The following is a 22,101-nucleotide window of genomic DNA, read 5'->3' as shown; positions in this document are numbered from 1 at the left end:
TTATTAAGGAACTTAAATGCAAGCGGCAACTGTAGTCATTAACCGCCGCGCTCTGCGACACAACCTGCAACGTCTGCGTGAACTGGCGCCTGCCAGCAAGCTGGTTGCAGTCGTGAAAGCGAACGCTTACGGACACGGTCTTATCGAGACCGCGCGAACGCTCCCTGATGCCGACGCCTTCGGCGTTGCCCGGCTTGAAGAAGCCCTACGCCTGCGGGCGGGCGGCATCACGCAGCCGATCCTGCTGCTGGAAGGCTTTTTTGAAGCCAGCGATCTGCCGGTGATTGCCGCCCAGCGCCTGCAAACGGCGGTGCATAGCCCCGAACAGCTGGCCGCGCTGGAAAGCGCAGAGCTGAGCGAACCGGTCAGCGTCTGGATGAAGCTCGATACCGGCATGCATCGGCTGGGCGTGCTGCCGGAAGAGGCGGAGGCTTTCTACCAGCGCCTGAGCCGCTGTAAAAACGTCCGCCAGCCGGTGAACGTCGTCAGCCACTTTGCCCGCGCGGATGAGCCGGAGTGCGGGGCCACCGAGCGGCAGCTGGATATCTTCACCACCTTTACCGATGGCAAGCCTGGCCTGCGCTCTATCGCCGCCTCCGGCGGGATTTTGCTGTGGCCGCAGTCGCATTTTGACTGGGCGCGTCCGGGCATTATTCTCTACGGCGTGTCGCCGTTAGAGAATCAATCCACCGGCGCCGATTTTGGCTGCCAGCCGGTGATGTCGCTGACCTCGAGCCTGATTGCCGTTCGCGAGCATAAAGCGGGCGAGCCGGTGGGCTACGGCGGGACCTGGATTAGCGAACGCCATACCCGTCTCGGGGTAGTGGCGATGGGCTACGGCGATGGCTATCCGCGCGCCGCGCCGTCCGGTACGCCGGTGCTGGTTAACGGTCGGGAAGTGCCGATTGTCGGCCGCGTGGCAATGGATATGATCTGCGTCGACCTCGGCCCCGAGGCGCAGGAGAAATCCGGCGATCCGGTGGTGCTGTGGGGAGAAGGTTTACCCGTTGAACGGATTGCAGAAATCACGAAAGTAAGTGCTTACGAACTTATCACACGCCTGACTTCACGCGTTTCGATGAAGTACGTCGATTAGCCCCGATTTACCGCAATATTCCCCGGCAGCGTCACGGCCGCCGGGGCCAGGGCGCTACCCGACAGCCCGGCTACGGCGCCAGCGCTGCGGCCGGGAAAAGCCCCGTCGGCGTCCTGGCGGGCGATCGTCATCGGCAATCCGCCAACATCCTCTCGACCTGCCACGGCATCCGGTTTATTGTGTTATGACCTGCCTTTTGTAAACCTGGAGAAACATCGCGTGTTTCAGAAAGTTGACGCCTACGCTGGCGACCCCATTCTCTCCTTAATGGAGCGTTTCAAAGAAGATCCTCGCAGCGACAAAGTAAACCTCAGCATTGGTTTGTACTACAACGAAGCCGGAATTATCCCGCAGCTGAAGGCGGTGGCGGAAGCGGAAGCGCGCCTTAACGCACAGCCGCACGGCGCCTCGCTGTATCTGCCGATGGAGGGTCTGAATGCTTACCGTAGCGCCATTGCGCCGCTGCTGTTTGGCGCCGATCACCCGGTACTGCAGCAGCAGCGCGTGGCTTCCATTCAGACGCTGGGCGGTTCCGGCGCGCTGAAGGTGGGGGCGGATTTCCTCAAGCGCTACTTCCCGCAGGCGCGCGTATGGGTCAGCGATCCGACCTGGGAAAACCACATCGCCATCTTTGAAGGGGCTGGATTCGAAGTAAGTGCTTACCCTTGGTTTGATAATGAGACCAACGGCGTGCGCTTTGAGGCGCTGCTCGAGACGCTGCGCACGCTGCCTGAAGGCGATATCGTGCTGCTGCATCCGTGCTGCCATAACCCAACCGGCGCCGATCTGAGCCATGACCAGTGGGATGAAGTGGCAAAAGTGCTGAAAGCGCGCAGCCTGATCCCTTTCCTCGACATCGCCTACCAGGGTTATGGCGCGGGCATGGAAGATGACGCCTGGGCGATCCGCACGATTGCCAGCGCCGGTATGCCGATGCTGGTCAGCAACTCGTTCTCGAAAATCTTCTCCCTGTACGGCGAGCGCGTAGGTGGCCTGTCGGTGGTTTGCGAAGATAGCGAAACGGCGGGACGCGTGCTCGGCCAGCTGAAGGCAACCGTACGCCGTAACTACTCCAGCCCGCCGAACTTCGGGGCGCAGGTGGTTGCCACCGTGCTGAACGACGCGGAGCTGAAGGCCTCATGGCTGGCGGAAGTCGAAGAGATGCGCACGCGCATTTTAGCGATGCGTCAGGAGCTGGTGAACGTCCTGAAAGAGGCGGTCCCCGGCGTTAACTTTGACTACCTGCTCAAGCAGCGCGGTATGTTTAGCTACACGGGATTGAGCGCCGCTCAGGTCGATCGCCTGCGGGAAGAGTTTGGCGTCTATCTGATTTCCAGCGGAAGAATGTGCATGGCGGGCCTTAACTCGGGCAACGTTCAGCGCGTCGCGCAGGCATTTTCTGCAGTGCTATAGCCCCGCAGCAGTACCCGGCCCTTTCCGGCGTTAAGGAGAGGGCGGTTTCCCCCTCCCGAAGTGTGATCATTCTCTTTTTCTATGACATTCGAGCAGAAACCTCTTTTCATCACCGGATGCGGAGGTTAAGGTCATGGTGAATTTATAAGCATGCACATTATTGAAAATTATAATGATTCGGTTATTTACACTCGCCATCATGCAACGTGCGTCTCAGCTCCAGGGAGCGTTCGGCTAACCGTGGCCGTCAAAGAGGCCGTTTGAATGATGACGGTTTATAGGGATAAATATGCGCAAAATCACCCTGGCCTTCGGGGCCGTCTGCCTGCTGTTCACGCTCAATAGCGCCGTCGTTGCCCGCGCCTCGACGCCGCAGCCCCTCTCGACGGGAACCAACGTCGCTAAGCTCGCTGAACAGGCGCCGATTCACTGGGTATCGGTGGCGCAGATTGAAAATAGCCTGCTGGGGCGCCAGCCGATTGCGGTGGGCTTTGATATTGACGATACCGTGCTGTTTTCCAGCCCTGGATTCTGGCGCGGCCAGAAGACATTCTCTCCCGGCAGCGATGCTTACCTGAAAAATCCCGAGTTTTGGGAAAAAATGAACAACGGCTGGGATGATTTCAGCATGCCGAAAGAGGTCGCGCGTCAGCTGATTGCGATGCACGTTAAGCGCGGCGATAGCATCTATTTTGTAACCGGCCGCAGTCAGACCAAAACCGAAACGGTCTCGAAAACCCTGCAGGATGATTTCCTGATCCCCGCGTCAAACATGAATCCGGTCATTTTTGCCGGCGATAAGCCGGGACAGAATACGAAAACCCAGTGGCTGCAGGAGAAAAACATCAAGGTCTTCTACGGCGACTCGGATAACGATATTGGCGCCGCCCGTGACGCGGGCGCACGAGGTATTCGCATTCTGCGCGCCTCCAACTCCTCTTACAAGCCTTTGCCGATGGCCGGGGCCCAGGGAGAAGAGGTGATTGTGAACTCCGATTACTGATTGCCTGCGGGCGAAATAACAGCCAGCAACAGCGGCAGCCGGTGGGCTGCCGTTTTTTTGTACAAAATCCGCTCCGGAAGGTTTTACCTTTTCGCTTATTGCTGCACACTTAGAAAGATTCATTCGCAGCATGAATGGCTTATCTGACATCGACAGTCGGGCCGCGATGCGGCTCGCGGAATATCGCATTCACGGCGGTTCGCGCCATCGCGTCGGGACGCTCATGGGGAGAATATTAGATGACAATTTCGGAGTTATTGCTCTACTGCATGGCCAAACCTGGCGCGGAGCAAAGCGAGCACAGCGACTGGAAGGCGACGCAGATTAAAGTGTCGGACGTGCTGTTTGCGATGGTCAAAGAGGTGGAGGATATGCGCCCTGCGGTGTCGCTGAAGGCCAGCCCGGAACTTGCCGAGCTTCTGCGGGAGCAGCACGCTGACGTGCGTCCTAGCCGGCATTTGAACAAGGCCCACTGGAGTACGGTGTTCCTTGATGGTTCGCTGCCCGATTCGCAGATTTACTACCTGGTCGACGCCTCTTATCAGCAGGCGATTAGGCTGCTGTCGGAGCCGACCCGACAGCAGCTTTCGCAGTGATTAACTCAGCAACGGCTTGAGGAAATGCGCGGTGTGCGAGGCTTCGCACTCGGCAACCGTCTCTGGGGTCCCGGAGACGAGAATTTCCCCGCCGCCGCTGCCGCCTTCCGGCCCAAGGTCCACAATCCAGTCCGCGGTTTTGATGACGTCCAGGTTGTGCTCAATGACCACGATGGTGTTGCCCTGATCGCGCAGCTGATGCAGGACGTCCAACAGCTGCTGGATATCGGCGAAGTGCAGACCGGTGGTCGGCTCATCGAGAATATACAGCGTCTGGCCGGTTCCGCGCTTCGACAGCTCGCGCGCCAGCTTCACGCGCTGAGCCTCGCCGCCGGAGAGCGTGGTCGCCGACTGGCCAAGACGGATATAGGTCAGGCCGACGTCCATCAGGGTTTGCAGCTTACGCGCCAGCGCAGGGACGGCGTCGAAGAACTCGCGCGCCTCTTCGATAGTCATATCCAGCACTTCATGGATAGTCTTACCCTTGTACTTAATCTCCAGCGTTTCGCGGTTATAGCGCTTGCCCTTGCACTGGTCACACGGCACGTAGATATCCGGCAGGAAGTGCATCTCGACCTTGATAACGCCATCGCCCTGGCAGGCTTCGCAGCGGCCGCCGCGAACGTTAAAGCTAAAGCGCCCCGGCGTGTAGCCGCGTGAACGTGATTCCGGCACGCCGGCGAACAGTTCGCGTACCGGCGTAAACACGCCGGTATAGGTTGCCGGGTTAGAGCGCGGCGTACGGCCAATGGGGCTCTGGTCGATATCGATAACCTTATCGAAATGCTCCAGCCCCTGCACGTCGCGATAGGGCGCCGGTTCGGCGATAGTCGCGCCGTTGAGCTGGCGCTGGGCTATCGGGAACAGCGTATCGTTAATCAGCGTTGATTTACCGGAGCCGGAGACGCCGGTAATGCAGGTAAACAGGCCCACAGGCAGCGTCAGCGTAACGTCCTTCAGGTTGTTACCGCGTGCGCCGGTCAGCTTCAGTACCTTTTGCGGATCGGCGGCTACGCGCTGCTCAGGCACCGCAATCTTGCGCTTGCCGCTCATGTACTGCCCGGTCAGGGATTCAGGCACCGCCATAATATCCTGCAGCGTGCCTTCAGCCACCACCTCTCCGCCGTGGACGCCAGCGCCGGGACCGATATCGATCACGTGGTCAGCGGCGCGAATCGCGTCTTCATCATGCTCAACGACAATGACCGTATTACCCAGATTACGCAGATGAACCAGCGTCCCGAGCAGGCGTTCGTTGTCGCGCTGATGCAGGCCGATAGACGGCTCGTCGAGCACGTACATGACGCCGACCAGCCCGGCGCCGATCTGGCTGGCCAGACGAATACGCTGGGCTTCGCCGCCGGATAGCGTCTCCGCCGAACGCGAGAGCGTCAGGTAGTTCAGGCCGACGTTGACGAGGAACTTCAGGCGATCGCCGATCTCCTTCAGCACCTTTTCAGCGATTTGCGCCCGCTGGCCGGAGAGCTTCAGGTTGGTGAAGAAGTCCATCGCATGGCCAATGCTCATATCGGAAATCGTCGGCAGCGGCGTATTTTCGACGAAGACGTGGCGCGCTTCGCGGCGCAGACGGGTGCCATCACAGCTGGTACAGGAGCGGTTGCTGATAAACTTCGCCAGCTCTTCGCGCACCGCGCTGGATTCGGTCTCTTTGTAGCGGCGTTCCATATTGTGCAGAACGCCTTCGAACGGATGGCGGCGCACGGAGGTGTCGCCGCGATCGTTCATGTACTTGAATTCAATGTTCTCTTTGCCGGAGCCGGACAGAATGACTTTCTGCACGTCGGCATTGAGGGTACCCCACGGCGCTTCGATATCGAACTGGTAATGCTCGGCCAGCGACTTCAGCATCTGGAAATAATAGAAGTTACGTCGATCCCAGCCGCGGATCGCCCCGCCCGCCAGCGACAGCTCCGGGTTTTGGATCACGCGTTCGGGATCGAAATACTGCTGCACGCCAAGGCCGTCGCAGGTGGGGCAGGCGCCGGCCGGGTTGTTGAAGGAGAACAGCCGAGGTTCCAGCTCGCGCATGCTGTAGCCGCAAATCGGACAGGCGAAGTTGGCGGAGAACAGCAGCTCTTCCGCTTTCGGGTCGTCCATATTGGCAACAACGGCGGTCCCGCCGGAGAGATCCAGCGCCGTTTCAAACGACTCGGCCAGACGCTGGGCGAGATCGTCACGCACCTTGAAGCGATCGATAACCACTTCAATGGTGTGTTTCTTCTGCAGCTCAAGCTTTGGCGGATCGGAGAGATCGCAAACTTCGCCGTCGATCCTCGCGCGGATATAGCCCTGGCTCGCCAGGTTCTCCAGGGTCTTGGTATGCTCGCCTTTACGCTCTTTGATAATCGGCGCCAGCAGCATCAGGCGCTGGCCTTCCGGCTGGGAAAGCACGTTATCGACCATCTGGCTGACGGTTTGCGCCGCCAGCGGGACGTCGTGGTCCGGGCAGCGCGGTTCGCCGACGCGGGCGTACAGCAGACGCAGATAGTCGTGAATTTCGGTAATGGTGCCTACCGTAGAGCGGGGGTTATGGGACGTTGATTTCTGCTCGATGGAAATCGCCGGCGACAGCCCCTCGATATGGTCGACATCCGGCTTCTCCATCAGCGACAGGAACTGACGCGCGTAGGCGGAGAGCGATTCAACGTAGCGGCGCTGCCCTTCGGCATACAGCGTGTCGAAAGCCAGTGAGGATTTGCCTGACCCTGAAAGCCCGGTGACGACAATCAGCTTGTCGCGGGGGATAACGAGGTTGATGTTTTTGAGATTATGGGTGCGGGCGCCCCGAACTTCGATCTTATCCATTCACCTTTCCCGGTAGGTAGATACACGGATTGCCTGGTTTGTATGAAGAACAAACGGCGGAAACGGCTAATTATGGCACAATCCGACCTGTTTGAATATACAGTATTGGAATGGCAGCCGGGGTTGATGGTGAAAAATTGTATAGCGATAAGATGTTTACTGGAATCGACGTCCCAGCTATCTAAAAGGGCCTTTGTGGTGTTAGAATTACCGGTTTACACTTATTAAGAAACGTATTCAGGAGATTCGATCATGGCCAGCAGAGGCGTAAACAAGGTGATTCTCGTCGGTAATCTGGGGCAGGACCCGGAAGTACGCTACATGCCAAGTGGCGGCGCAGTCGCCAACTTCACGCTGGCGACTTCCGAATCCTGGCGCGATAAGCAGACCGGCGAAATGAAAGAACAGACCGAATGGCACCGCGTTGTGCTGTTCGGCAAGCTGGCTGAAGTGGCTGGCGAATACCTGCGTAAAGGTTCGCAGGTTTATATCGAAGGCCAGCTGCGTACCCGCAAATGGACCGATCAGTCCGGCGCTGAGAAGTACACCACTGAGATCGTGGTCAACGTTGGCGGCACCATGCAGATGCTGGGTGGCCGTCAGGGCGGCGGTGCTCCGGCAGGCGGCGGCCAGCAGGGCGGTTGGGGTCAGCCTCAGCAGCCACAGCAGCAGCCGCAGGGTGGCAACCAGTTCAGCGGCGGCGCGCAGTCTCGTCCGCAGCAGCAGGCTCCGGCAGCGCCTTCTAATGAACCGCCAATGGATTTCGACGACGACATCCCGTTCTAATCAGTACGTATTGAGAACGGTCGTCTCAGAATCATAAACCCTGCTTCGGCAGGGTTTTTTTATATGACCGTGACCCGCCTTCCTGCCCTCCGTTCCCCGTTTCCTCTACTCTGCTTTCTGCTTTCTGCTTTCTGCTTCCTGCTTCCATTCCCGGACTGAACAGACCGCCGCGCCTGACGTCAGGTTTAAATAAATTAGTTTTAATAAACAATAGATTAACGATTTTCTCTTCGTTCAGCCGCTTTCCCGTCCTCTACTCACCGTCTTGCGAAACAGCCTTCCTGTCCGGCCAGCGTCTTCTGCGCAGTCGATCACGTTTCATCGACATCAGCGCGCCAGGTTTGTGAGGATTATCTCTTTTCTGCATGCCGCTATTTGCTCATTGATGCCATAGCTAATATTTATTAGCTAATTATTATCAGTAATCGGGAGCAGTGATGAAACAGCAGTGGAGCAAAGAGCAGGCGCAGGCGTGGTATCAGCAGCAGGGTTGGCTTTGCGGGTTTAACTATCTGCCTTCGACGGCGGTAAACTGGACCGATATCTGGCAGGAGGAGACGTTCGATGCGCCAACCATCGAGCGCGAGCTGGGCTGGGCGGCAGAGGCGGGCTACAACACGCTGCGCATCAACCTGCCGTTTATCGTCTGGGAGGCCGATCGCGATGGCCTGATGGCGCGCATCGAGCGCTTCCTGACGCTTGCCGATAGCCGTGGCTTTAGCACCATGCTGACGCTGATGGACGACTGCGGCTTTTCGGGCGACGAACCCTATCTGGGGCCGCAAAAACCGCCGGTACCCGGCAAGCATAATAGCCAGGCGGCGGCGAGCCCGGGGCGGGACAAGGTTTGCGACCGCGACAGCTGGCCGCAGATTGAATGCTATATCCGCGACGTTATCCGCCAGTTCCGCGACGATAAGCGCGTTCTGCTCTGGGATCTCTATAACGAGCCGGGTAATCGCGGCATCTTTGCTACCGGCACGGTTGAGGTGCTGTACGACGAAAAGCTGGAAACCTATGCTCAGGAGCTGATGGAGCTCGCCTTCCGCTGGGCGAGAGAAGAGGACCCGACGCAGCCGCTCACCGTCTGCGCGTGGCGCCTGCCGGAGGAGGTTGAAGGAGAGGTGTTCTACCAGCATCCGCTGGATCGGGCCGCGCTGGCCCTCTCGGACGTGGTCAGCTATCACGCTTATACCAATACCGCCCGCATGACGGCGATTATCCAGCAGCTCCAGCAGCTGGAGCGGCCGATTTTTTGCACCGAATGGCTGGCTCGCCACGTTGGCAGCACCATCGAAGAGCAGCTGCCGCTGATGTATATCGCGAACGTTGCGCCTTATCAATGGGGCCTGGTGCGCGGGAAAACCCAGACCTGGCTGCCGTGGCCGGTGGTGATGAAGGCGTCTGGCGATTACTGCCGCCTCTGGTTCCACGACGTCTTTGAAGAGAACGGGATCCCGTTTTCCCGCAAAGAGATTGCGCTCATCCGCAGGCTTCGTCACATCGCCCAGCCGTCACGGGCATAATAAAAATATATCCGGCGGTACGCCGCCGGGATTAGGGTACGCACTATGGCAATGACAATGAAAATACCGTCTCGCGAGTTGTGGTCTTATTTCGGCTATGGTTTAGGTCAGTGTTTTAGTTTTGGTTTAGTGGGCTCGTTTATTAACTATTTTTATACCGATGTACTGGGAATATCGGCGCTGGCGGCGAGTACGATTTTCCTTATCGCACGCGCGTGGGATGCGGTTCACGACCCGCTGTTCGCCAGCATTATGGATACCATTAACAGCCGCTTTGGCAAGTTTCGTCATTTCCTGCTGATTGCGCCGCTGTTAATTACCGGGGTCACGCTGCTGGCGTTTTATAAAATCGAAGCCGATATTACCACCATGATTATCTACGCCGGGGTGACCTATATACTGTGGGGCACGCTGTACGCGATATCAGATATTCCGTTCTGGTCGATGTCCTCGGTGATGACCAACGACTCCGGTCAGCGCACCCGCGCGGTGACGGCGGCAATGCTCGGCGTTAATGCCGGTATCGCCTGCGCCAATATCTTTTTCCCCAAACTTGCGGCCTTCTTTGCCCAGTACAGCAACGATAAGGGCTATTTTATGGCGGCGCTGGTGATGATGATGGTCGGCCTGCCGCTGATGCTTAACGGCTTTTTCCAGATTAAAGAGCGCGTGCAGGCTGGCCCGGAAAAGGTCACCATGCGCGATACCTTCCATAATCTGCGGCAAAATAAGCCGCTATTTATCGTCCTGCTGTCGTTCTTTTTCTGCGTATTCCACAACGTCGCGGGCGGGATTTACATCTATTTCTTTATCTACAATATGGGCGACGGCGGGCTGCAGATGGCGATCGGTATTATGGGGATTGTCGCCGCGGTGCTGTGCCTCGTCGCCCCGATGCTGACGCGCAGAATGCAGAAGCGAAAGCTGTTTATGATCCTCTGCGGGCTGGATATTGCGGTGCGGGTGGTGATGTGGTTCGTTGGCTATCAGCACGCGGCGCTGCTCTTTATTCTGCTGGGCCTCAGCACGCTGTTTATCATGATGAGCAATATCCTGACCTCATCGATGATTGCCGACACCATTGAATACGCCGAATATCACACCAACAAGCGCTGTGCGGCCATTACCTTCTCCGGACAAACGTTTACCGGAAAAATGTCGGTGGCCGTTGGCGGAGGCTTAATTGGCGTATTTCTGACCCTGATAGGCTACGTGCCGCAGGCGGCCAGCCAGAGCGAGAGCGTGCTGAACGGGCTGTTCTTCGGTATCTGCCTGCTGCCCGCATTCGGCTCGCTGATCAGGATGGGCTGTATGTCGCGCTATACCTTTACGGAAGAAAAGCATGCGGAGATTTGCGCGTTACTGGCGGATCGCCGACAGGCTGCACCTCAGGAAAATGATGATCAGGAAAACCTGAAGCAGCCGCTGCCAATAAACTAGTTACGCCAATAAAATATACCTTCTGGTGAATCTCAGAGTATATCTCTGTGCGGAGAAATAGACCGGCAGACCCGAACGCCTCTGAGCCTACGCCACCGGCGGGCGCAGAAACCGGGGTTCGGTCGCACGAATAATATTACTTTTGTCGTTAATAACCCGTCCGCGACGATGGGCGGGTTATTATTTTTCATTACCGTTATGCTTTATTCATAAATCCTAAAAAATAAACTCTATTTAATTAAATAATAAAAGGCTCTACCGATGAATAAATTCTGGGTCGGCTGTTTTTTGACGTCTTTATTTACCCCTGTGGTCAATGCGCAGGCGTCGTTATCCCTTGAGGAGCGCCTGGCACAAATGGAACAACGGCTGAAGGCGACCGAGCAGCGGGCGGCCAGCGCGGAGGCGGAGATCGCCGCATTAAAACGTCAGGATACGCCAGCGCCGGTCGCCAGCGCCGGGCCGGCTAAACCCGCGTTACAGCTTAATGACTATGGCGATATAAAATTCTACGGCGACGTCGAGTTTAATATGGACGGCGCCAGCCGCACCGGCAGCCTGACCTCGATAAAAACCAGCGCCAATAAAAACTGGGCTCCGGGAGATAAAGAGCGCTGGGATATTAACGGACGAATTCTTCTGGGCTTTGATGGATTGCGGAAAGGCGCTAACGGTAAATACGCCGGGTTTAGCGTACAGCCGCTGGCGGATATGAATGGCAAAATGAATCTTGATGACGCGGCGTTTTTCTTTGGTCAGGAGAATGACTGGAAAATTAAAATCGGTCGCTTCGAAGCCTACGATATGTTCCCGCTTAATCAGGATACGTTTATTGAATATTCCGGCAACACGGCCAACGACCTGTACAGCGACGGCTACGGTTATATCTACATGATGAAAGAAGGGCGCGGGCGCAGCAGCAGCGGCGGTAACTTCCTGCTCAGTAAAACCCTCGATAACTGGTATTTTGAGGTCAATACGCTGGTGGAGGACGGCAGCTCGCTGTTTGTTGACCAGAGCTATCACGGCAATGCGCTGGATAATCGGAAAAACGCGGTTTACGTTCGGCCGGTGGCGGCGTGGCGTTCCGGCGCGTGGTCGGTGGCGGCGGCGCTGGAGAGCAACCTCGTCAATAACGCCTACGGCTATCAGGACTCACGTGGCCGCTGGGTCGACCAGTCGAGCCGTACCGGCTACGGTATGACCCTAAGCTGGAATACGCAGAAGGTCGACCCGCAGGATGGGGCGGTGGTCAATTTGAGCAGCGCCTATCTGGATGCGGCGGAGGAAAAGGACTTCAGCGCCGGTATTAATGCGCTATGGCAGCGCGTGGAGCTTGGCTATATCTATGCGCACAACAAAATCGACCAGTTCAATCTGTCCGGCGTGAGCGCGGAGTGCGACGGCGACTGCGCGATTCTGGCGCCGGGACGCTATGACATCCACACCCTTCACACCTCGTGGCAGCTGCCGAATATCATGGATATGCCGAACTTTAATATCTACCTCGGGGCCTACGCATCGTGGCTGGACTCGTCGGCAGCCAAAACCGGCAATACCGATGAACGCTACGGCGCGCGGGTGCGTTTCAAATACTTCTTCTGATGGGCAAAGGACGCACGTTGTGGAATGCGCCGTCCCGGCTGACCCAAACCCCGCTTCGGCGGGGTTTTTTGGTGCCTCAGCCTTACTGCGCCGCCGGGACGTCGCCCGTCTTGAGCGGAATCTCCTCGCGTTGGGCGTCGGCGGTGGCCTTCTGCTTGCGCGTCATCTCATCGACAATCAGCCGATAGGCGATGTAGTACTTATAGATATTGCTGACATAGGTGACGGTCTCGGAGCCGATTTTCTCCGCGGCCAGGTACTCCACGTTGCCAAACCAGATATTAGGGTCAAAGCCGCGCTTTTGGGTTTCAACCCGCAGGCGGGCGATTCTCGCCGGTCCGGCATTGTAGGAGGCGAAGGAGAACAGCGCCTTATCGAGCTGGGTCATCGGCTCGTCGCCGTAGTACTGGTCTATCATCCAGCGCATATATTTCACCCCGGCGTGGATGTTGGGATCGAGCTTGCTGATATCCCCGACCTTCAGCTCCTTACCGGTGCGCGGCATAACCTGCATCACGCCTATCGCCCCGACGTGGCTGCGCACCGACTGATTGAGGCGTGACTCCTGATAGCCCTGGGCCGCCATCAGCAGCCAGTCGACGTCATAGCGATCGCCGTACTTACGGAAGATCTCCACCATCGCTAAAAATTTCTGCCGCTCCTTTTGCGCCGCCGCATTTTTGACATATTTAGCGTCTTTCAGGTAGCGCAGAAGGATGGTATTCCCCAGCCTGCTGCCCTGGCTATTCGTCTTCGCAAACTGATTAAGCGAAGCGAGCAGCTGGGGGCTATCTTTGCGCACCGCCCAGGCGATGCTGCCATCGTCGCGCAGGACGATATTCTGGTGTACCTCGATTTTAGGGAACACCTGTTTCCAGAACAGCGCCTTATGGCGATCGACAACGGTCAGGGGGATAAGGCCGGCGTTGAGCATCTCAATCAGGTCCTCATCCTCAAGCGATTCCGGGGCGGCATCAATGATCACCGGCTGGCGCGACTCTTTGACAAAGCGCGCGTTTAGCGCGACCAGACTCTGGTAATAGCTTGAAGAGCGGCGCACGAACACCGTCTTGCCTGAAAGCTGGTCGATGTCAGCGACCGCGGGAGAACCCGGCCCGGAAAGCAGCAGCTCCTGAACGCGGGTATAAATCGGCGCGCTGAAGGCGGCCTGCTGCTGGCGCTCAGGGGTGATGGTGAGGTTCGCGGCGACGATATCTCCCTTACCGGCATTGAGCGCCTCGATCAGCTGGTCGCGCGCCACCGGAACGAAAACGATCCGTACCTTGAGGTGACGGTGCCGGAGCTTTTTCTCCTTCATCAGCTGACGATTCAGGTCGCGCTCGTACTCCATGAAAATGTCGTGGGTGGCACCGCGCTGGGTGCCCTTATCGATAAAGAAAAAGGTTTTGCTGTAGGTGGTCAAAACCCGGATGGTCCGCCGGTCGAGCATGCCGGAGAGATCCCCCTGCCAGGGTTTTAGCATCTCTTCGGTATTGACCTCCAGGGTCTCCCGTGGCTCGGGCGCCGGCGGTTTTTTCTCAGCGGAAGCGGCATAAACGAAGCCAACAAACAGCATCGCGAGGAGGCAGGTAGACCAGGCGATAAATAATCGCGGCAAACAGAGGATGTTCATGGCGCGGCGCTCCGCAGGGACATCCTTTTATTTTAGTCAACTCTGCCGGGTTAGCGTGTCGGCCAGGCGCCTGGACGGTGGTTTTATGCCGCTGAAATTTTACGGAACTGGCTGGGCGTGACCGAATAGTATTTTTTAAAGGTCCGGTTAAATGCGCTGATATCCTCATAGCCGGCCATAATGCAGATATCGACGATGCGAAAGGCCGGTTTTATCTGCAGCAAATCCCGGCACAGCAGCATCCGCTGCCGCCTGATGAATTCCATCGGTGACATCTGGAAGTATTGCTGGAAGAGGCGAAACAGGTGCCACTCTGAATAGCCGGAAAAAACGCTTAGCGCATTGACGGTAAGTTTTTTCTCAAGATTATTTTTTATCCAGCGCACCAGTTCGTGCAGCACGGCCTGTTGGATCCCATTTTTACGCTGATTCATGCCGGTTCCAGAACGATGGCGCCCGTCGCGTCATGGCGCGGGCAGAGGGTGACGTCACGGCCAGGTCGCCGCCCGGCATGGCTCTCTGCCGGGCCTCGGTGTCCAGCGCCGCCGCGGGAAAATGCCTTACCGTCCCTGGCAAGGCGCCACTACTTTGCTTTTGGATATCGCAATCGGCTTTCGATGATGCTCCCATAAGCCTCTGCGACCATATCCTGTCATTTTGAGGAAAATATGAAGAATCTGGATTAAGATCCCTGCTGATATATTTTGCGCATACGTGATGGTCGCTCTGCATAATTTTTTCAATATCTCTTCATTTTATCTGCGGTATTTTAAGCTAACTTTTGCGTGTTCCTGGTCAACCCCAGAGAGCATCATTCCTAACAAGATCTTTCCCCCTTTCAACCAATGCGAAAGGGGGCTTTTTGTTTTTTGATTCATTGAAAGTGCGCTATATATTACTACCTGACCCTTTCAGACCGAAAAAACAGGCGCGAGTTCCGCTGATAAATTTATTTATTTACGGTTCTTTAAGATCCATTTTTTCTCCATTGTTTCACCATAATTAAGTGCAATTCTGCGCCTCGCTTAGATTAATCCCAGCAGACTCCTGCTATTTCTAAATCTCTTTTAAATAAAACGCCCATGCTAAAGAAAACAAATATCATTGCCGGATTATTGATTTCACCCTTAACGCTTTATGCCGCGACTTCGTACACTATTGATGATATTCGCTTTGAGGGCCTGCAGCGCGTTACCGTAGGAGCGGCACTGTTAAACATGCCCGTTCACCCGGGAGAAGAGGCCTCGAACGACGATATCAGCGACGCGATACGCGGCCTGTACGCCAGCGGCAACTTTGAGAACGTGCAGATCCTGCGCGATGGCCGTGCGCTGGTGGTGCAGGTTAAAGAGCGCCCGACCATTGCCAGTATCAGCTTCGCCGGCAATAAATCGGTGAAGGACGAGATGTTGAAAGAGAACCTCACCGCCAGCGGCGTTGATGCGGGTAGCGCGTTGGATCGTAACGCCCTCAGTGAAATAGAAAAGGGATTGCAGGATTTCTATTACAGCGTCGGGAAATATAGCGCCACGGTCCATGCGGTGGTGACACCGCTGCCGCGCAATCGCGTGGATTTAAAATTTGTCTTTCAGGAGGGGAAGTCGGCAACCATTGCCCAGATTAATATTATTGGCAATAAAGCGTTTAGCGAAGAAACGCTGCTCGACCAGCTTCAGCTACGCGATCGGGTTCCGTGGTGGAACGTTATCGGTGATAAAAAATATCAAAAGCAAAAAATGGCGGCGGATCTTGAAACGCTGCGCAGCTATTATCTCGATCGCGGCTATGCGCGTTTTGCCATTAATTCCAGCCAGGTCAGTATTACCCCGGATAAAAAATCGCTCTATCTTACAATTGACCTTGTAGAGGGAGAACGCTACAAGGTCAGCCGCACCGTGGTGACGGGTGAGATGGCCACGCATGGCCAGGAAATTGAGGCGCTGGCCCAGCCGCTGTCCGGCAGGTGGTATAGCGGAGCCGAGATTACCGCCGTCGAAAATGCGATTAAAAAGCGCTTCGGTAAATATGGTTATGCCTGGCCGCAGGTGACGACGCACGCCGACATTGACGATCGGCAGAAAAGCGTGACGCTGCGTATTAGCGTCGATGCCGGGCGCCGCTACTCCGTACGCCAGATTCGTTTTATCGGCAACGATACCTCGCGCGATGCCGTTTTACGCCGCGAAATGCGGCAAATGGAGGGCGCGTGGCTCAACGATGAAAAGGTGCAGCAGGGAAAAGAGCGTCTTGACCGCACGGGCTATTTCGAGAGCGTTGATAAACAGATAACCCCGGTTGCCGGCAGCCAGGACCAGGTTGACGTCGTCTATAAGGTGAAAGAGCGCAATACCGGCTCATTTAACGTTGGCCTGGGATTTGGTACCGATAGCGGCGTCAGCTACCAGCTGGGAGTGACCCAGGATAACTGGCTGGGCACCGGCAACAGCGTCAGCTTTAACGGCACCCGCAATAGCTATCAGTCCTACGTTGAGCTCGGCGCGACTAACCCCTATTTCACCGTCGACGGCGTGAGCCTCGGCGGCAAGATTTTCTATAACAGCTATGACGCCTCCGATGCCGACTCCGGCAGCTACAACCAGCAAAGCTACGGCCTTGGTAGCAATCTCGGCTTCCCGATTAGCGAAAATAATTCGCTGAATCTGGGCGTTGATTATGTCCACAACCGCCTGACCAATATGGATCCGGAGCTCACCACCTGGAATTACCTTAACTCGCGGGGAATTTATCCGCAGGTGGTGACCAAAGATGGCGACAGCGGGGCGGAATACAGCGCCAACGATTTTTTTGTCAGCCTCGGATGGAGCTATAACGATCTCGATCGCGGGTTTTTCCCCCGCTCCGGCAATAAAAGCAGCCTGAGCGGCAAAGTGACCGTCCCGGGATCGGATAACCGCTATTACAAGCTGACCCTCGATAGCACCCAGTATGTGCCGCTAAATGAAAACCAAAGCTGGGTATGGATGGAGCATCTGAAAGCGGGCTATGCCGGCGGCCTGCAGGGGAGCACGGTGCCCTTTTACGATAATTTCTACGCCGGCGGATCGTCATCGGTGCGCGGCTTCTCCTCAAATACCATCGGCCCGAAGGCGGCCTACTATCGCTGTAATGGCTCTGAAAGCAGCTATAGCGGCTGCCCGCTGGAGAGCTCTTCCGACGCGGTTGGAGGAAATGCGATGGCGGTGCTGAACAGCGAGTTTATTATTCCTACGCCGTTTATTAGCGACAAATATGCCGACAGTTTGCGGACCTCGCTCTTTGTCGATGCCGGCACGGTATGGAGCACCTCGTGGCAGAATAACGCCCAAACCCTGGCGGCGGGGATCCCGGACTATAGCGATCCGCTGCATATCCGAATGTCGGCGGGGATAGCGGTACAGTGGATGTCGCCGCTGGGGCCGCTGGTCTTCTCCTGGGCTGAGCCCTTTAAAAAGTACGATGGCGATAAGGCCGAGCAGTTCCAGTTTAATATCGGCAAAACCTGGTAAGCGGGGGCCAGGAACCGCGCTACTAGCGTCGCGCCGCCGCGTGAGAGATGACGCTCTGATGGCTATCATTCACGCGGCGGCGGCGAGGCCTTTCTACTCCCATTACCCCCGGCGGCGAGCTGCCCGCCAGGGAAAAATACGCGCATAGACGGCAAAATAGTCTATTTTGCCGTTATGTCGTTGTTTAATCTGAATTCCATGGCGATACTTTTTTGTAAAGTTATTTAGGGTTATTTTATGGTTTTCTGACTTTACATATAAATATGTATTTTAAGCATCCATATCTACGTATTAAATATTATGGCGATTACTTATAAATAGCTAGAACGATTGTAAGCGATGGCCGTCGCATATCACATTATTGCGCTGAGGACTTGCGATTAATTATAATATTTGCTATTTCTGAAGTCATGATTGCTGGCCAGGGATACAAGGATGAAACATGAAATGGACGGTGCTTAATACAATCATATGCCCGCATTCTGGCGTCGCATTCTCCAGTATCTGCGGACTGCGTTTTTTAAAGTTTATCATCTGGTATGAAGCGGATATTCTGTTGATTCCCGGTGAGTCAATGAAGCTGTACTCATCTAAAGTTCTGATAAATAATAAATATCATTTCTTTAAGGTTTACAATATTGCGACCTACAGCGATACGCAGTGGGAGTCGCTGAGAGAGCGGCCATCCTGCCCTCATGACTTTAGCGCAACCACCGCAGAGGGGTGCTGCTACCAGCCGCACTGCGTCATTAAGCGATGCCCTGGTAGCTATCATCGCCACGCCTTATGCTAAACCAGCGGCGATTAAGAACGGGTATTTTCACAGACAAAGTAGGGCGTGTTTGTCGACATAAATACCCACGAATCTGGCTTTATTTTTATTATCTTAATAATAAAGTTATCTTCTTTGCTAATTTCAGTAAAGAACGGCGGGAGAATATCATCGAACTTTTCAGAGAATGCCGGTGAGCTGGCTCGCATGTTGGAATTATTATTTTTAAAAATATAGATATCGCTCTTGTTTTTAGTATAGGAAAAATATTTGCGAATGCTGATGTTATCCTGAGTATTTCCGGAGTTGCCGGTAAAGGTCATCAGGCCATTGCCATTTTTAGTGAAAAAGGTGACTGAAAACGAGAAGGTTTCGTCGCCACTGATAATCGAAAAGGCCGACGTACAGTTAATACTATCATCCTCTTCGCGGAAGTGAGTGTAATATACAGCACCGACGATGATAAGAATAATGATGATGAGGGTTATTGTTTTCTTCATTTTATATGCCGAGATTGTCTTTTATTTTAAGTAGTAGGAGGAGGTACAGAATGATTTCTTGCTTGATTTGATCGGATAGCGACAAACGATCAGCGACGTTCTGCTCGATGGATAGTGGTTGGTAATATATACCGTTTGGCCATCGGAACAGCTGATGTGCTTCTCCAGCATAAAGTTAATAAAAAATTCATCAAATCTTAAATCATCATTACGAAACACCTTGCAGGTACCGGGAGTAGCCAGCTCGGTATAAGAAGAGAAAGGCGTGCTGGTCTGTGGAAAATAATAAACATAGACCAACAGAACGATCGCCAGCAGGCTGGCGATACCTGCAACTCTACAGGTTCCTTTTTCACTGTCAGTGAATCTGAGGCCGGAAAGTATCCGCGGGACGAACGGGTCTTCGTTCACCGGCGGCGACGCCGATAGGTTATCCCGCGGCGGTTCCGGATCTGGCTGCTGCGGTTCGATACTTTCTACTGCCGGAGGTTGCTGTGGGTTATTAACCTTTTCCTCAACATTCGGCCCACTATCGTTTTCGGGCCCCGGGTCGCTTTCAATATTCCGGGCCAAAATGGTGGTGTCATCGGCAATCATAAATCCCCGTTTCGGGATTGTTTGAATTATGCTGCCGTTAACGTGCAGGCGATTTAATGATTTACGCAACAGAGAGATATTTTGGTGTAGGGTATTTGGCGTAACGTTCATCCCTCTTTCTCCCCAGGCGTTATGCAACAGCTCTGCCTGGGTGACTATTCTGCCCTGGTTTTTAATTAATAAAATAAAGCAAAGGCTTGCTGGTATTGCCAGAGTGATACGCTCATTGCTTTCTATAGAATGGAGAGTATGCGCCGTAGGATTGAACCTGAGCGTGTTCTCGATAACGTAAATAGTGTCCATATATCGTGTCTTATCGTGAGAATAGTTACCGCTGCTGAGATTTATCTAAGATTTGATATTGAGATACTAGCATTAAAGCTTACTTCCGGCATTCATTCATAACTAAGAATTATCTTAATCCAATAAGATGTTTGTTATAAAAAGTCTCTAATTTGTTAATTTTGTGGAATTTATATCATTAATTTCAGTGGGTTATGTTTTTACATAAAATCAACAAATGTGATTTCTTTACGCTTCATAACTTTATGAGTAATAAAATATGAGCACTACGATTATTATTGCTGCAACAAAATGTTACGGCCGTGACGTAACAAGATTAATAAAAGGATGTGGTTGTCCTGCGATAACAATGTTAATGAATGGCAGGGGCGTATCAGACTGTTGTTACGTACCGGTCATAATCAGTAACGAAGGCGTCGTGGAGGTGTTTTTTCCGGACCGGTGGCCCAATGGAATAAAGGTTGGTTATTATGGCGGTACTGATTGTAACTGATAATTATTTCTTTATACAAGGCCTGAGCCATATGGCCGATGACTTCTGTTATATCGGTTGCGCCGGCAGTTTTGATAGCGAGTTGGCCCGTAGGCAATGTGCGGCGCTGAGTGCTGACGACTATGTGATTATCCATTTTGCACATTTAGATCATATATTATGTTTCTACCGATACTATCTTTCTCACAGCCTGGCGAAAGTTATTGTCGCCCCGGATGCAAAGTTTGTTAGCGACGTGTCGGACATTAATGATATTTATTTTCTCTCGGCCAATGCCAGCGTCAAGGCGGTTGAGAATATGTTTAAACTTAAGAAATATAAAATCAGGAAGCGAAGCCTGACCCCGCGCGAAGAGAAAATAATGTCATTAATGATTATCGGTAATTTAATTAATGACATTTCGCAAGCGCTCGGCTTAAGCATTAAGACGGTCAGTTTACATAAAAGCAATACCAGCAATAAGGTTGGTTTGCTTAATAATAACAACATCACGATGCTGGCCCTGATGCGTTTTATTCTGCCGGCATCAAAAAACGGCCTGCGGCTTATTTAATCTACCGCTGCAGCGCATTGTGTCGATTTATTCAGGCATTTGTTTTTAAGGACTCAGGGTTCTTAAGGGCGATCATTCCATAAAGAACTATGGAACAGTACGGGCCATAAAAAGCCTCTTATCTTTATCAGGTGATAAATATGAAATTGAAAATGTTGGCAGCAGCTCTGATGACTACTCTCTGTGTTGGCGCTGTTCAGGCCGCTGATGTTACGGCTCAGGCAGTAGCGACCTGGTCAGCAACCGCTAAAAAAGATACCACCAGCAAGCTGGTCGTCACTCCGCTGGGCAGCCTGGCGTTCCAGTACGCTGAAGGGATCAAAGGCTTCAACTCGCAGAAAGGCCTGTTTGATGTGGCGATTGAAGGCGATGCGACCGCAACGGCCTTTAAACTGACTTCCCGTCTGATCACCAATACCCTGACTCAGCTGGATACCTCTGGCTCTACGCTGAGCGTTGGCGTTGATTACAACGGCGAGTCCGTAGAAAAATCGGCGGACACCACCATGATCGATACCGCTAACGGCAAGCTGGGCGGCAACCTCAGCGCGCTGGCTAACGGCTATAACCAGGCCGGCCGTACGACCGCTCAGGATGGTTTCAACTTTACTATCGTTAGCGGCACCACCGACGGCACCACGGCTGTAACGGATTACAGCACGCTGCCGGAAGGGATCTGGAGCGGCGACGTCAGCGTACAGTTCGACGCGACCTGGACCAGCTGATTTCCCTGTAGCACAAAGCAGGGGGCTTCCCCTGCTTTCTTTCACGGATTGAATTCCCATGAAAAACCACATTCTGGCTATTGGCCTCTGTTTCTGCGCCATCATGCCTGCCCGGGCGCTGGACGTTGGCGATATCTCCTCGTTTATGAACAGCGACAGCAGCGTGCTCAGCAAAGAGATAAAAAATACCACCGACAGTGGACGCCTGATCAATATCCATATGGAGCGCCTCTCCTCGCCGCTCGATGGCGGTAACGTCATTGCGATGGAGAGCCAGGACGAAGTTTTACTCACGCCAGCCAGCCTGCTGCTGCCGGCGAAGAGCAGCGATGTTATTCGCTTTTTCTACAAAGGCCCGACGGATGACAAAGAGCGCTATTACCGCATCGTCTGGTTCGATCAGGCGCTAAGCGACGCCCAGCGCAATGGCGCAGCCCGCAGCGCGGTGGCGACGGCATCCGCCCGTATTGGCACCATTTTGGTCGTGGCGCCCCGCAAGGTGAACTACCGCTATCAGTACGCCAACGGCACGCTGGTGAACAGCGGAAACGCCACGCTGCGCATTCTCGCCTACGGCCCATGCCTCAAGGCGGCGGATGGCAAAGAGTGTAAAGAAAATTATTACCTCATGCCCGGTAAAGAGCGCCGATTCACGCGCGTCAACGTTGCCGATAAAAAAGGACGGGTCGCGCTCTGGCAGGGCGAGCAGTTTGTTCCCGTAAAATAAC

General features: G+C 54.4%; 19 protein-coding genes. 13 read left to right on the top strand and 6 right to left on the bottom strand.

The genetic code is table 11. The features are described from left to right. Window positions 1-16: 16 nt before the first annotated feature. Window positions 17-1,096, top strand: coding sequence for an alanine racemase (gene alr / locus HCK03_RS24660; protein WP_041143602.1), 1,080 nt, complete (start codon window positions 17-19; stop codon window positions 1,094-1,096). On the opposite strand, the gene HCK03_RS26510 is transcribed toward alr, so the two are convergent. Further along, a complete protein-coding gene (locus tag HCK03_RS26510) occupies window positions 1,093-1,227 on the bottom strand; it encodes a hypothetical protein (protein ID WP_256870230.1) in 135 nt (44 codons plus the stop codon). The two genes, alr and HCK03_RS26510, sit on opposite strands and share 4 nt — an antisense overlap. 88 nt (window positions 1,228-1,315) lie before the next feature. On the opposite strand from HCK03_RS26510, the gene tyrB reads away from it, so the two are divergent. The 3 genes from tyrB (at window position 1,316) to HCK03_RS24645 (ending at window position 4,108) form a co-directional block, all read left to right on the top strand. Next, window positions 1,316-2,509 carry an aromatic amino acid transaminase gene (gene tyrB / locus HCK03_RS24655; protein ID WP_041143603.1) on the top strand — a complete coding sequence of 398 codons (1,194 nt, stop codon included), beginning with the start codon at window positions 1,316-1,318 and terminating at the stop codon, window positions 2,507-2,509. A gap of 289 nt (window positions 2,510-2,798) precedes the next feature. Further along, complete coding sequence (aphA, locus tag HCK03_RS24650; RefSeq protein ID WP_041143604.1) at window positions 2,799-3,512, top strand: acid phosphatase AphA; 714 nt, start codon at window positions 2,799-2,801, stop codon at window positions 3,510-3,512. 239 nt (window positions 3,513-3,751) lie between these two features. Next, the gene (locus HCK03_RS24645) at window positions 3,752-4,108 is read left to right on the top strand and encodes an MmcQ/YjbR family DNA-binding protein (RefSeq protein WP_041143605.1); all 357 of its coding nucleotides are present in this window, start codon (window positions 3,752-3,754) and stop codon (window positions 4,106-4,108) included. On the opposite strand, the gene uvrA is transcribed toward HCK03_RS24645, so the two are convergent. Beyond that, complete coding sequence (uvrA, locus tag HCK03_RS24640; RefSeq protein WP_167692328.1) at window positions 4,109-6,934, bottom strand: excinuclease ABC subunit UvrA; 2,826 nt, start codon at window positions 6,932-6,934, stop codon at window positions 4,109-4,111. It abuts the gene before it with no gap. 252 nt (window positions 6,935-7,186) lie between these two features. Here uvrA and ssb1 point away from each other — a divergent pair, with 252 nt between their 5' ends. The 4 genes from ssb1 (at window position 7,187) to HCK03_RS24620 (ending at window position 12,291) form a co-directional block, all read left to right on the top strand. Continuing rightward, window positions 7,187-7,720: a single-stranded DNA-binding protein SSB1 gene (gene ssb1, locus HCK03_RS24635; RefSeq protein WP_041143607.1), complete on the top strand. Its 534-nt coding sequence runs from the start codon at window positions 7,187-7,189 to the stop codon at window positions 7,718-7,720. Window positions 7,721-8,157: 437 nt separating this feature from the next. Beyond that, window positions 8,158-9,246, top strand: coding sequence for a cellulase family glycosylhydrolase (locus HCK03_RS24630; RefSeq protein WP_115193783.1), 1,089 nt, complete (start codon window positions 8,158-8,160; stop codon window positions 9,244-9,246). 45 nt (window positions 9,247-9,291) lie between these two features. Beyond that, window positions 9,292-10,686, top strand: a complete 1,395-nt coding sequence (locus tag HCK03_RS24625; RefSeq protein WP_167692326.1) for an MFS transporter — start codon at window positions 9,292-9,294, stop codon at window positions 10,684-10,686. 261 nt (window positions 10,687-10,947) lie between these two features. Next, window positions 10,948-12,291 carry a carbohydrate porin gene (locus tag HCK03_RS24620; RefSeq protein ID WP_167692324.1) on the top strand — a complete coding sequence of 448 codons (1,344 nt, stop codon included), beginning with the start codon at window positions 10,948-10,950 and terminating at the stop codon, window positions 12,289-12,291. Between the two features lie 82 nt (window positions 12,292-12,373). On the opposite strand, the gene HCK03_RS24615 is transcribed toward HCK03_RS24620, so the two are convergent. Both HCK03_RS24615 and HCK03_RS24610 read right to left on the bottom strand, forming a co-directional pair. After that, entirely contained in the window at window positions 12,374-13,924 is a 1,551-nt protein-coding gene (locus tag HCK03_RS24615; protein ID WP_167692322.1) for an MltF family protein, read from the bottom strand. Window positions 13,925-14,007: 83 nt separating this feature from the next. Beyond that, window positions 14,008-14,358, bottom strand: a complete 351-nt coding sequence (locus HCK03_RS24610; protein WP_115193780.1) for a helix-turn-helix transcriptional regulator — start codon at window positions 14,356-14,358, stop codon at window positions 14,008-14,010. 648 nt (window positions 14,359-15,006) lie between these two features. Here HCK03_RS24610 and bamA point away from each other — a divergent pair. Both bamA and iraM read left to right on the top strand, forming a co-directional pair. Next, window positions 15,007-17,430 (top strand): outer membrane protein assembly factor BamA, encoded by a 2,424-nt coding sequence (bamA, locus tag HCK03_RS24605; protein WP_167692320.1) that lies wholly within the window; start codon window positions 15,007-15,009, stop codon window positions 17,428-17,430. A gap of 442 nt (window positions 17,431-17,872) precedes the next feature. Continuing rightward, a complete protein-coding gene (gene iraM / locus HCK03_RS24600) occupies window positions 17,873-18,223 on the top strand; it encodes an anti-adapter protein IraM (protein WP_041143614.1) in 351 nt (116 codons plus the stop codon). Window positions 18,224-18,234: 11 nt separating this feature from the next. Here iraM and HCK03_RS26470 read toward each other — a convergent pair whose 3' ends face one another. After that, on the bottom strand, window positions 18,235-18,702 hold the full coding sequence (locus HCK03_RS26470) for a hypothetical protein (protein WP_227503269.1): 468 nt from the start codon (window positions 18,700-18,702) through the stop codon (window positions 18,235-18,237). 21 nt (window positions 18,703-18,723) lie between these two features. Next, the gene (locus HCK03_RS24590) at window positions 18,724-19,602 is read right to left on the bottom strand and encodes a winged helix-turn-helix domain-containing protein (RefSeq protein ID WP_041143615.1); all 879 of its coding nucleotides are present in this window, start codon (window positions 19,600-19,602) and stop codon (window positions 18,724-18,726) included. A 470-nt stretch (window positions 19,603-20,072) separates the two neighbouring features. Between HCK03_RS24590 and HCK03_RS24585 the strand changes: the two genes are divergently transcribed. From HCK03_RS24585 to HCK03_RS24575, 3 genes are all read left to right on the top strand, one after another. Continuing rightward, entirely contained in the window at window positions 20,073-20,648 is a 576-nt protein-coding gene (locus tag HCK03_RS24585) for a helix-turn-helix transcriptional regulator (RefSeq protein WP_167692318.1), read from the top strand. A 140-nt stretch (window positions 20,649-20,788) separates the two neighbouring features. Then, window positions 20,789-21,373, top strand: a complete 585-nt coding sequence (gene ecpA, locus HCK03_RS24580) for a common pilus major fimbrillin subunit EcpA (protein WP_041143616.1) — start codon at window positions 20,789-20,791, stop codon at window positions 21,371-21,373. Window positions 21,374-21,431: 58 nt separating this feature from the next. After that, a complete protein-coding gene (locus HCK03_RS24575) occupies window positions 21,432-22,100 on the top strand; it encodes an EcpB family pilus assembly chaperone (RefSeq protein ID WP_041143617.1) in 669 nt (222 codons plus the stop codon). Window position 22,101: the final 1 nt, after the last annotated feature.

This window comes from Klebsiella terrigena (assembly GCF_012029655.1).
Classification (GTDB): domain Bacteria; phylum Pseudomonadota; class Gammaproteobacteria; order Enterobacterales; family Enterobacteriaceae; genus Klebsiella; species Klebsiella terrigena.
This window is presented reverse-complemented; position numbering and strand designations above follow the sequence as displayed.

What these genes read in the sequence shown, in the direction of transcription:
- alr (WP_041143602.1), top strand. Translation starts at nt 17, where the DNA reads ATGCAAGCGGCAACTGTAGTCATTAACCGCCGCGCTCTGCGACACAAC.
- HCK03_RS26510 (WP_256870230.1), bottom strand. Translation starts at nt 1,227, where the DNA reads ATGACGATCGCCCGCCAGGACGCCGACGGGGCTTTTCCCGGCCGCAGC.
- aphA (WP_041143604.1), top strand. Translation starts at nt 2,799, where the DNA reads ATGCGCAAAATCACCCTGGCCTTCGGGGCCGTCTGCCTGCTGTTCACG.
- HCK03_RS24645 (WP_041143605.1), top strand. Translation starts at nt 3,752, where the DNA reads ATGACAATTTCGGAGTTATTGCTCTACTGCATGGCCAAACCTGGCGCG.
- uvrA (WP_167692328.1), bottom strand. Translation starts at nt 6,934, where the DNA reads ATGGATAAGATCGAAGTTCGGGGCGCCCGCACCCATAATCTCAAAAAC.
- ssb1 (WP_041143607.1), top strand. Translation starts at nt 7,187, where the DNA reads ATGGCCAGCAGAGGCGTAAACAAGGTGATTCTCGTCGGTAATCTGGGG.
- HCK03_RS24630 (WP_115193783.1), top strand. Translation starts at nt 8,158, where the DNA reads ATGAAACAGCAGTGGAGCAAAGAGCAGGCGCAGGCGTGGTATCAGCAG.
- HCK03_RS24625 (WP_167692326.1), top strand. Translation starts at nt 9,292, where the DNA reads ATGGCAATGACAATGAAAATACCGTCTCGCGAGTTGTGGTCTTATTTC.
- HCK03_RS24620 (WP_167692324.1), top strand. Translation starts at nt 10,948, where the DNA reads ATGAATAAATTCTGGGTCGGCTGTTTTTTGACGTCTTTATTTACCCCT.
- HCK03_RS24615 (WP_167692322.1), bottom strand. Translation starts at nt 13,924, where the DNA reads ATGAACATCCTCTGTTTGCCGCGATTATTTATCGCCTGGTCTACCTGC.
- HCK03_RS24610 (WP_115193780.1), bottom strand. Translation starts at nt 14,358, where the DNA reads ATGAATCAGCGTAAAAATGGGATCCAACAGGCCGTGCTGCACGAACTG.
- bamA (WP_167692320.1), top strand. Translation starts at nt 15,007, where the DNA reads ATGCTAAAGAAAACAAATATCATTGCCGGATTATTGATTTCACCCTTA.
- iraM (WP_041143614.1), top strand. Translation starts at nt 17,873, where the DNA reads ATGAAATGGACGGTGCTTAATACAATCATATGCCCGCATTCTGGCGTC.
- HCK03_RS26470 (WP_227503269.1), bottom strand. Translation starts at nt 18,702, where the DNA reads ATGAAGAAAACAATAACCCTCATCATCATTATTCTTATCATCGTCGGT.
- HCK03_RS24590 (WP_041143615.1), bottom strand. Translation starts at nt 19,602, where the DNA reads ATGGACACTATTTACGTTATCGAGAACACGCTCAGGTTCAATCCTACG.
- HCK03_RS24585 (WP_167692318.1), top strand. Translation starts at nt 20,073, where the DNA reads ATGGCGGTACTGATTGTAACTGATAATTATTTCTTTATACAAGGCCTG.
- ecpA (WP_041143616.1), top strand. Translation starts at nt 20,789, where the DNA reads ATGAAATTGAAAATGTTGGCAGCAGCTCTGATGACTACTCTCTGTGTT.
- HCK03_RS24575 (WP_041143617.1), top strand. Translation starts at nt 21,432, where the DNA reads ATGAAAAACCACATTCTGGCTATTGGCCTCTGTTTCTGCGCCATCATG.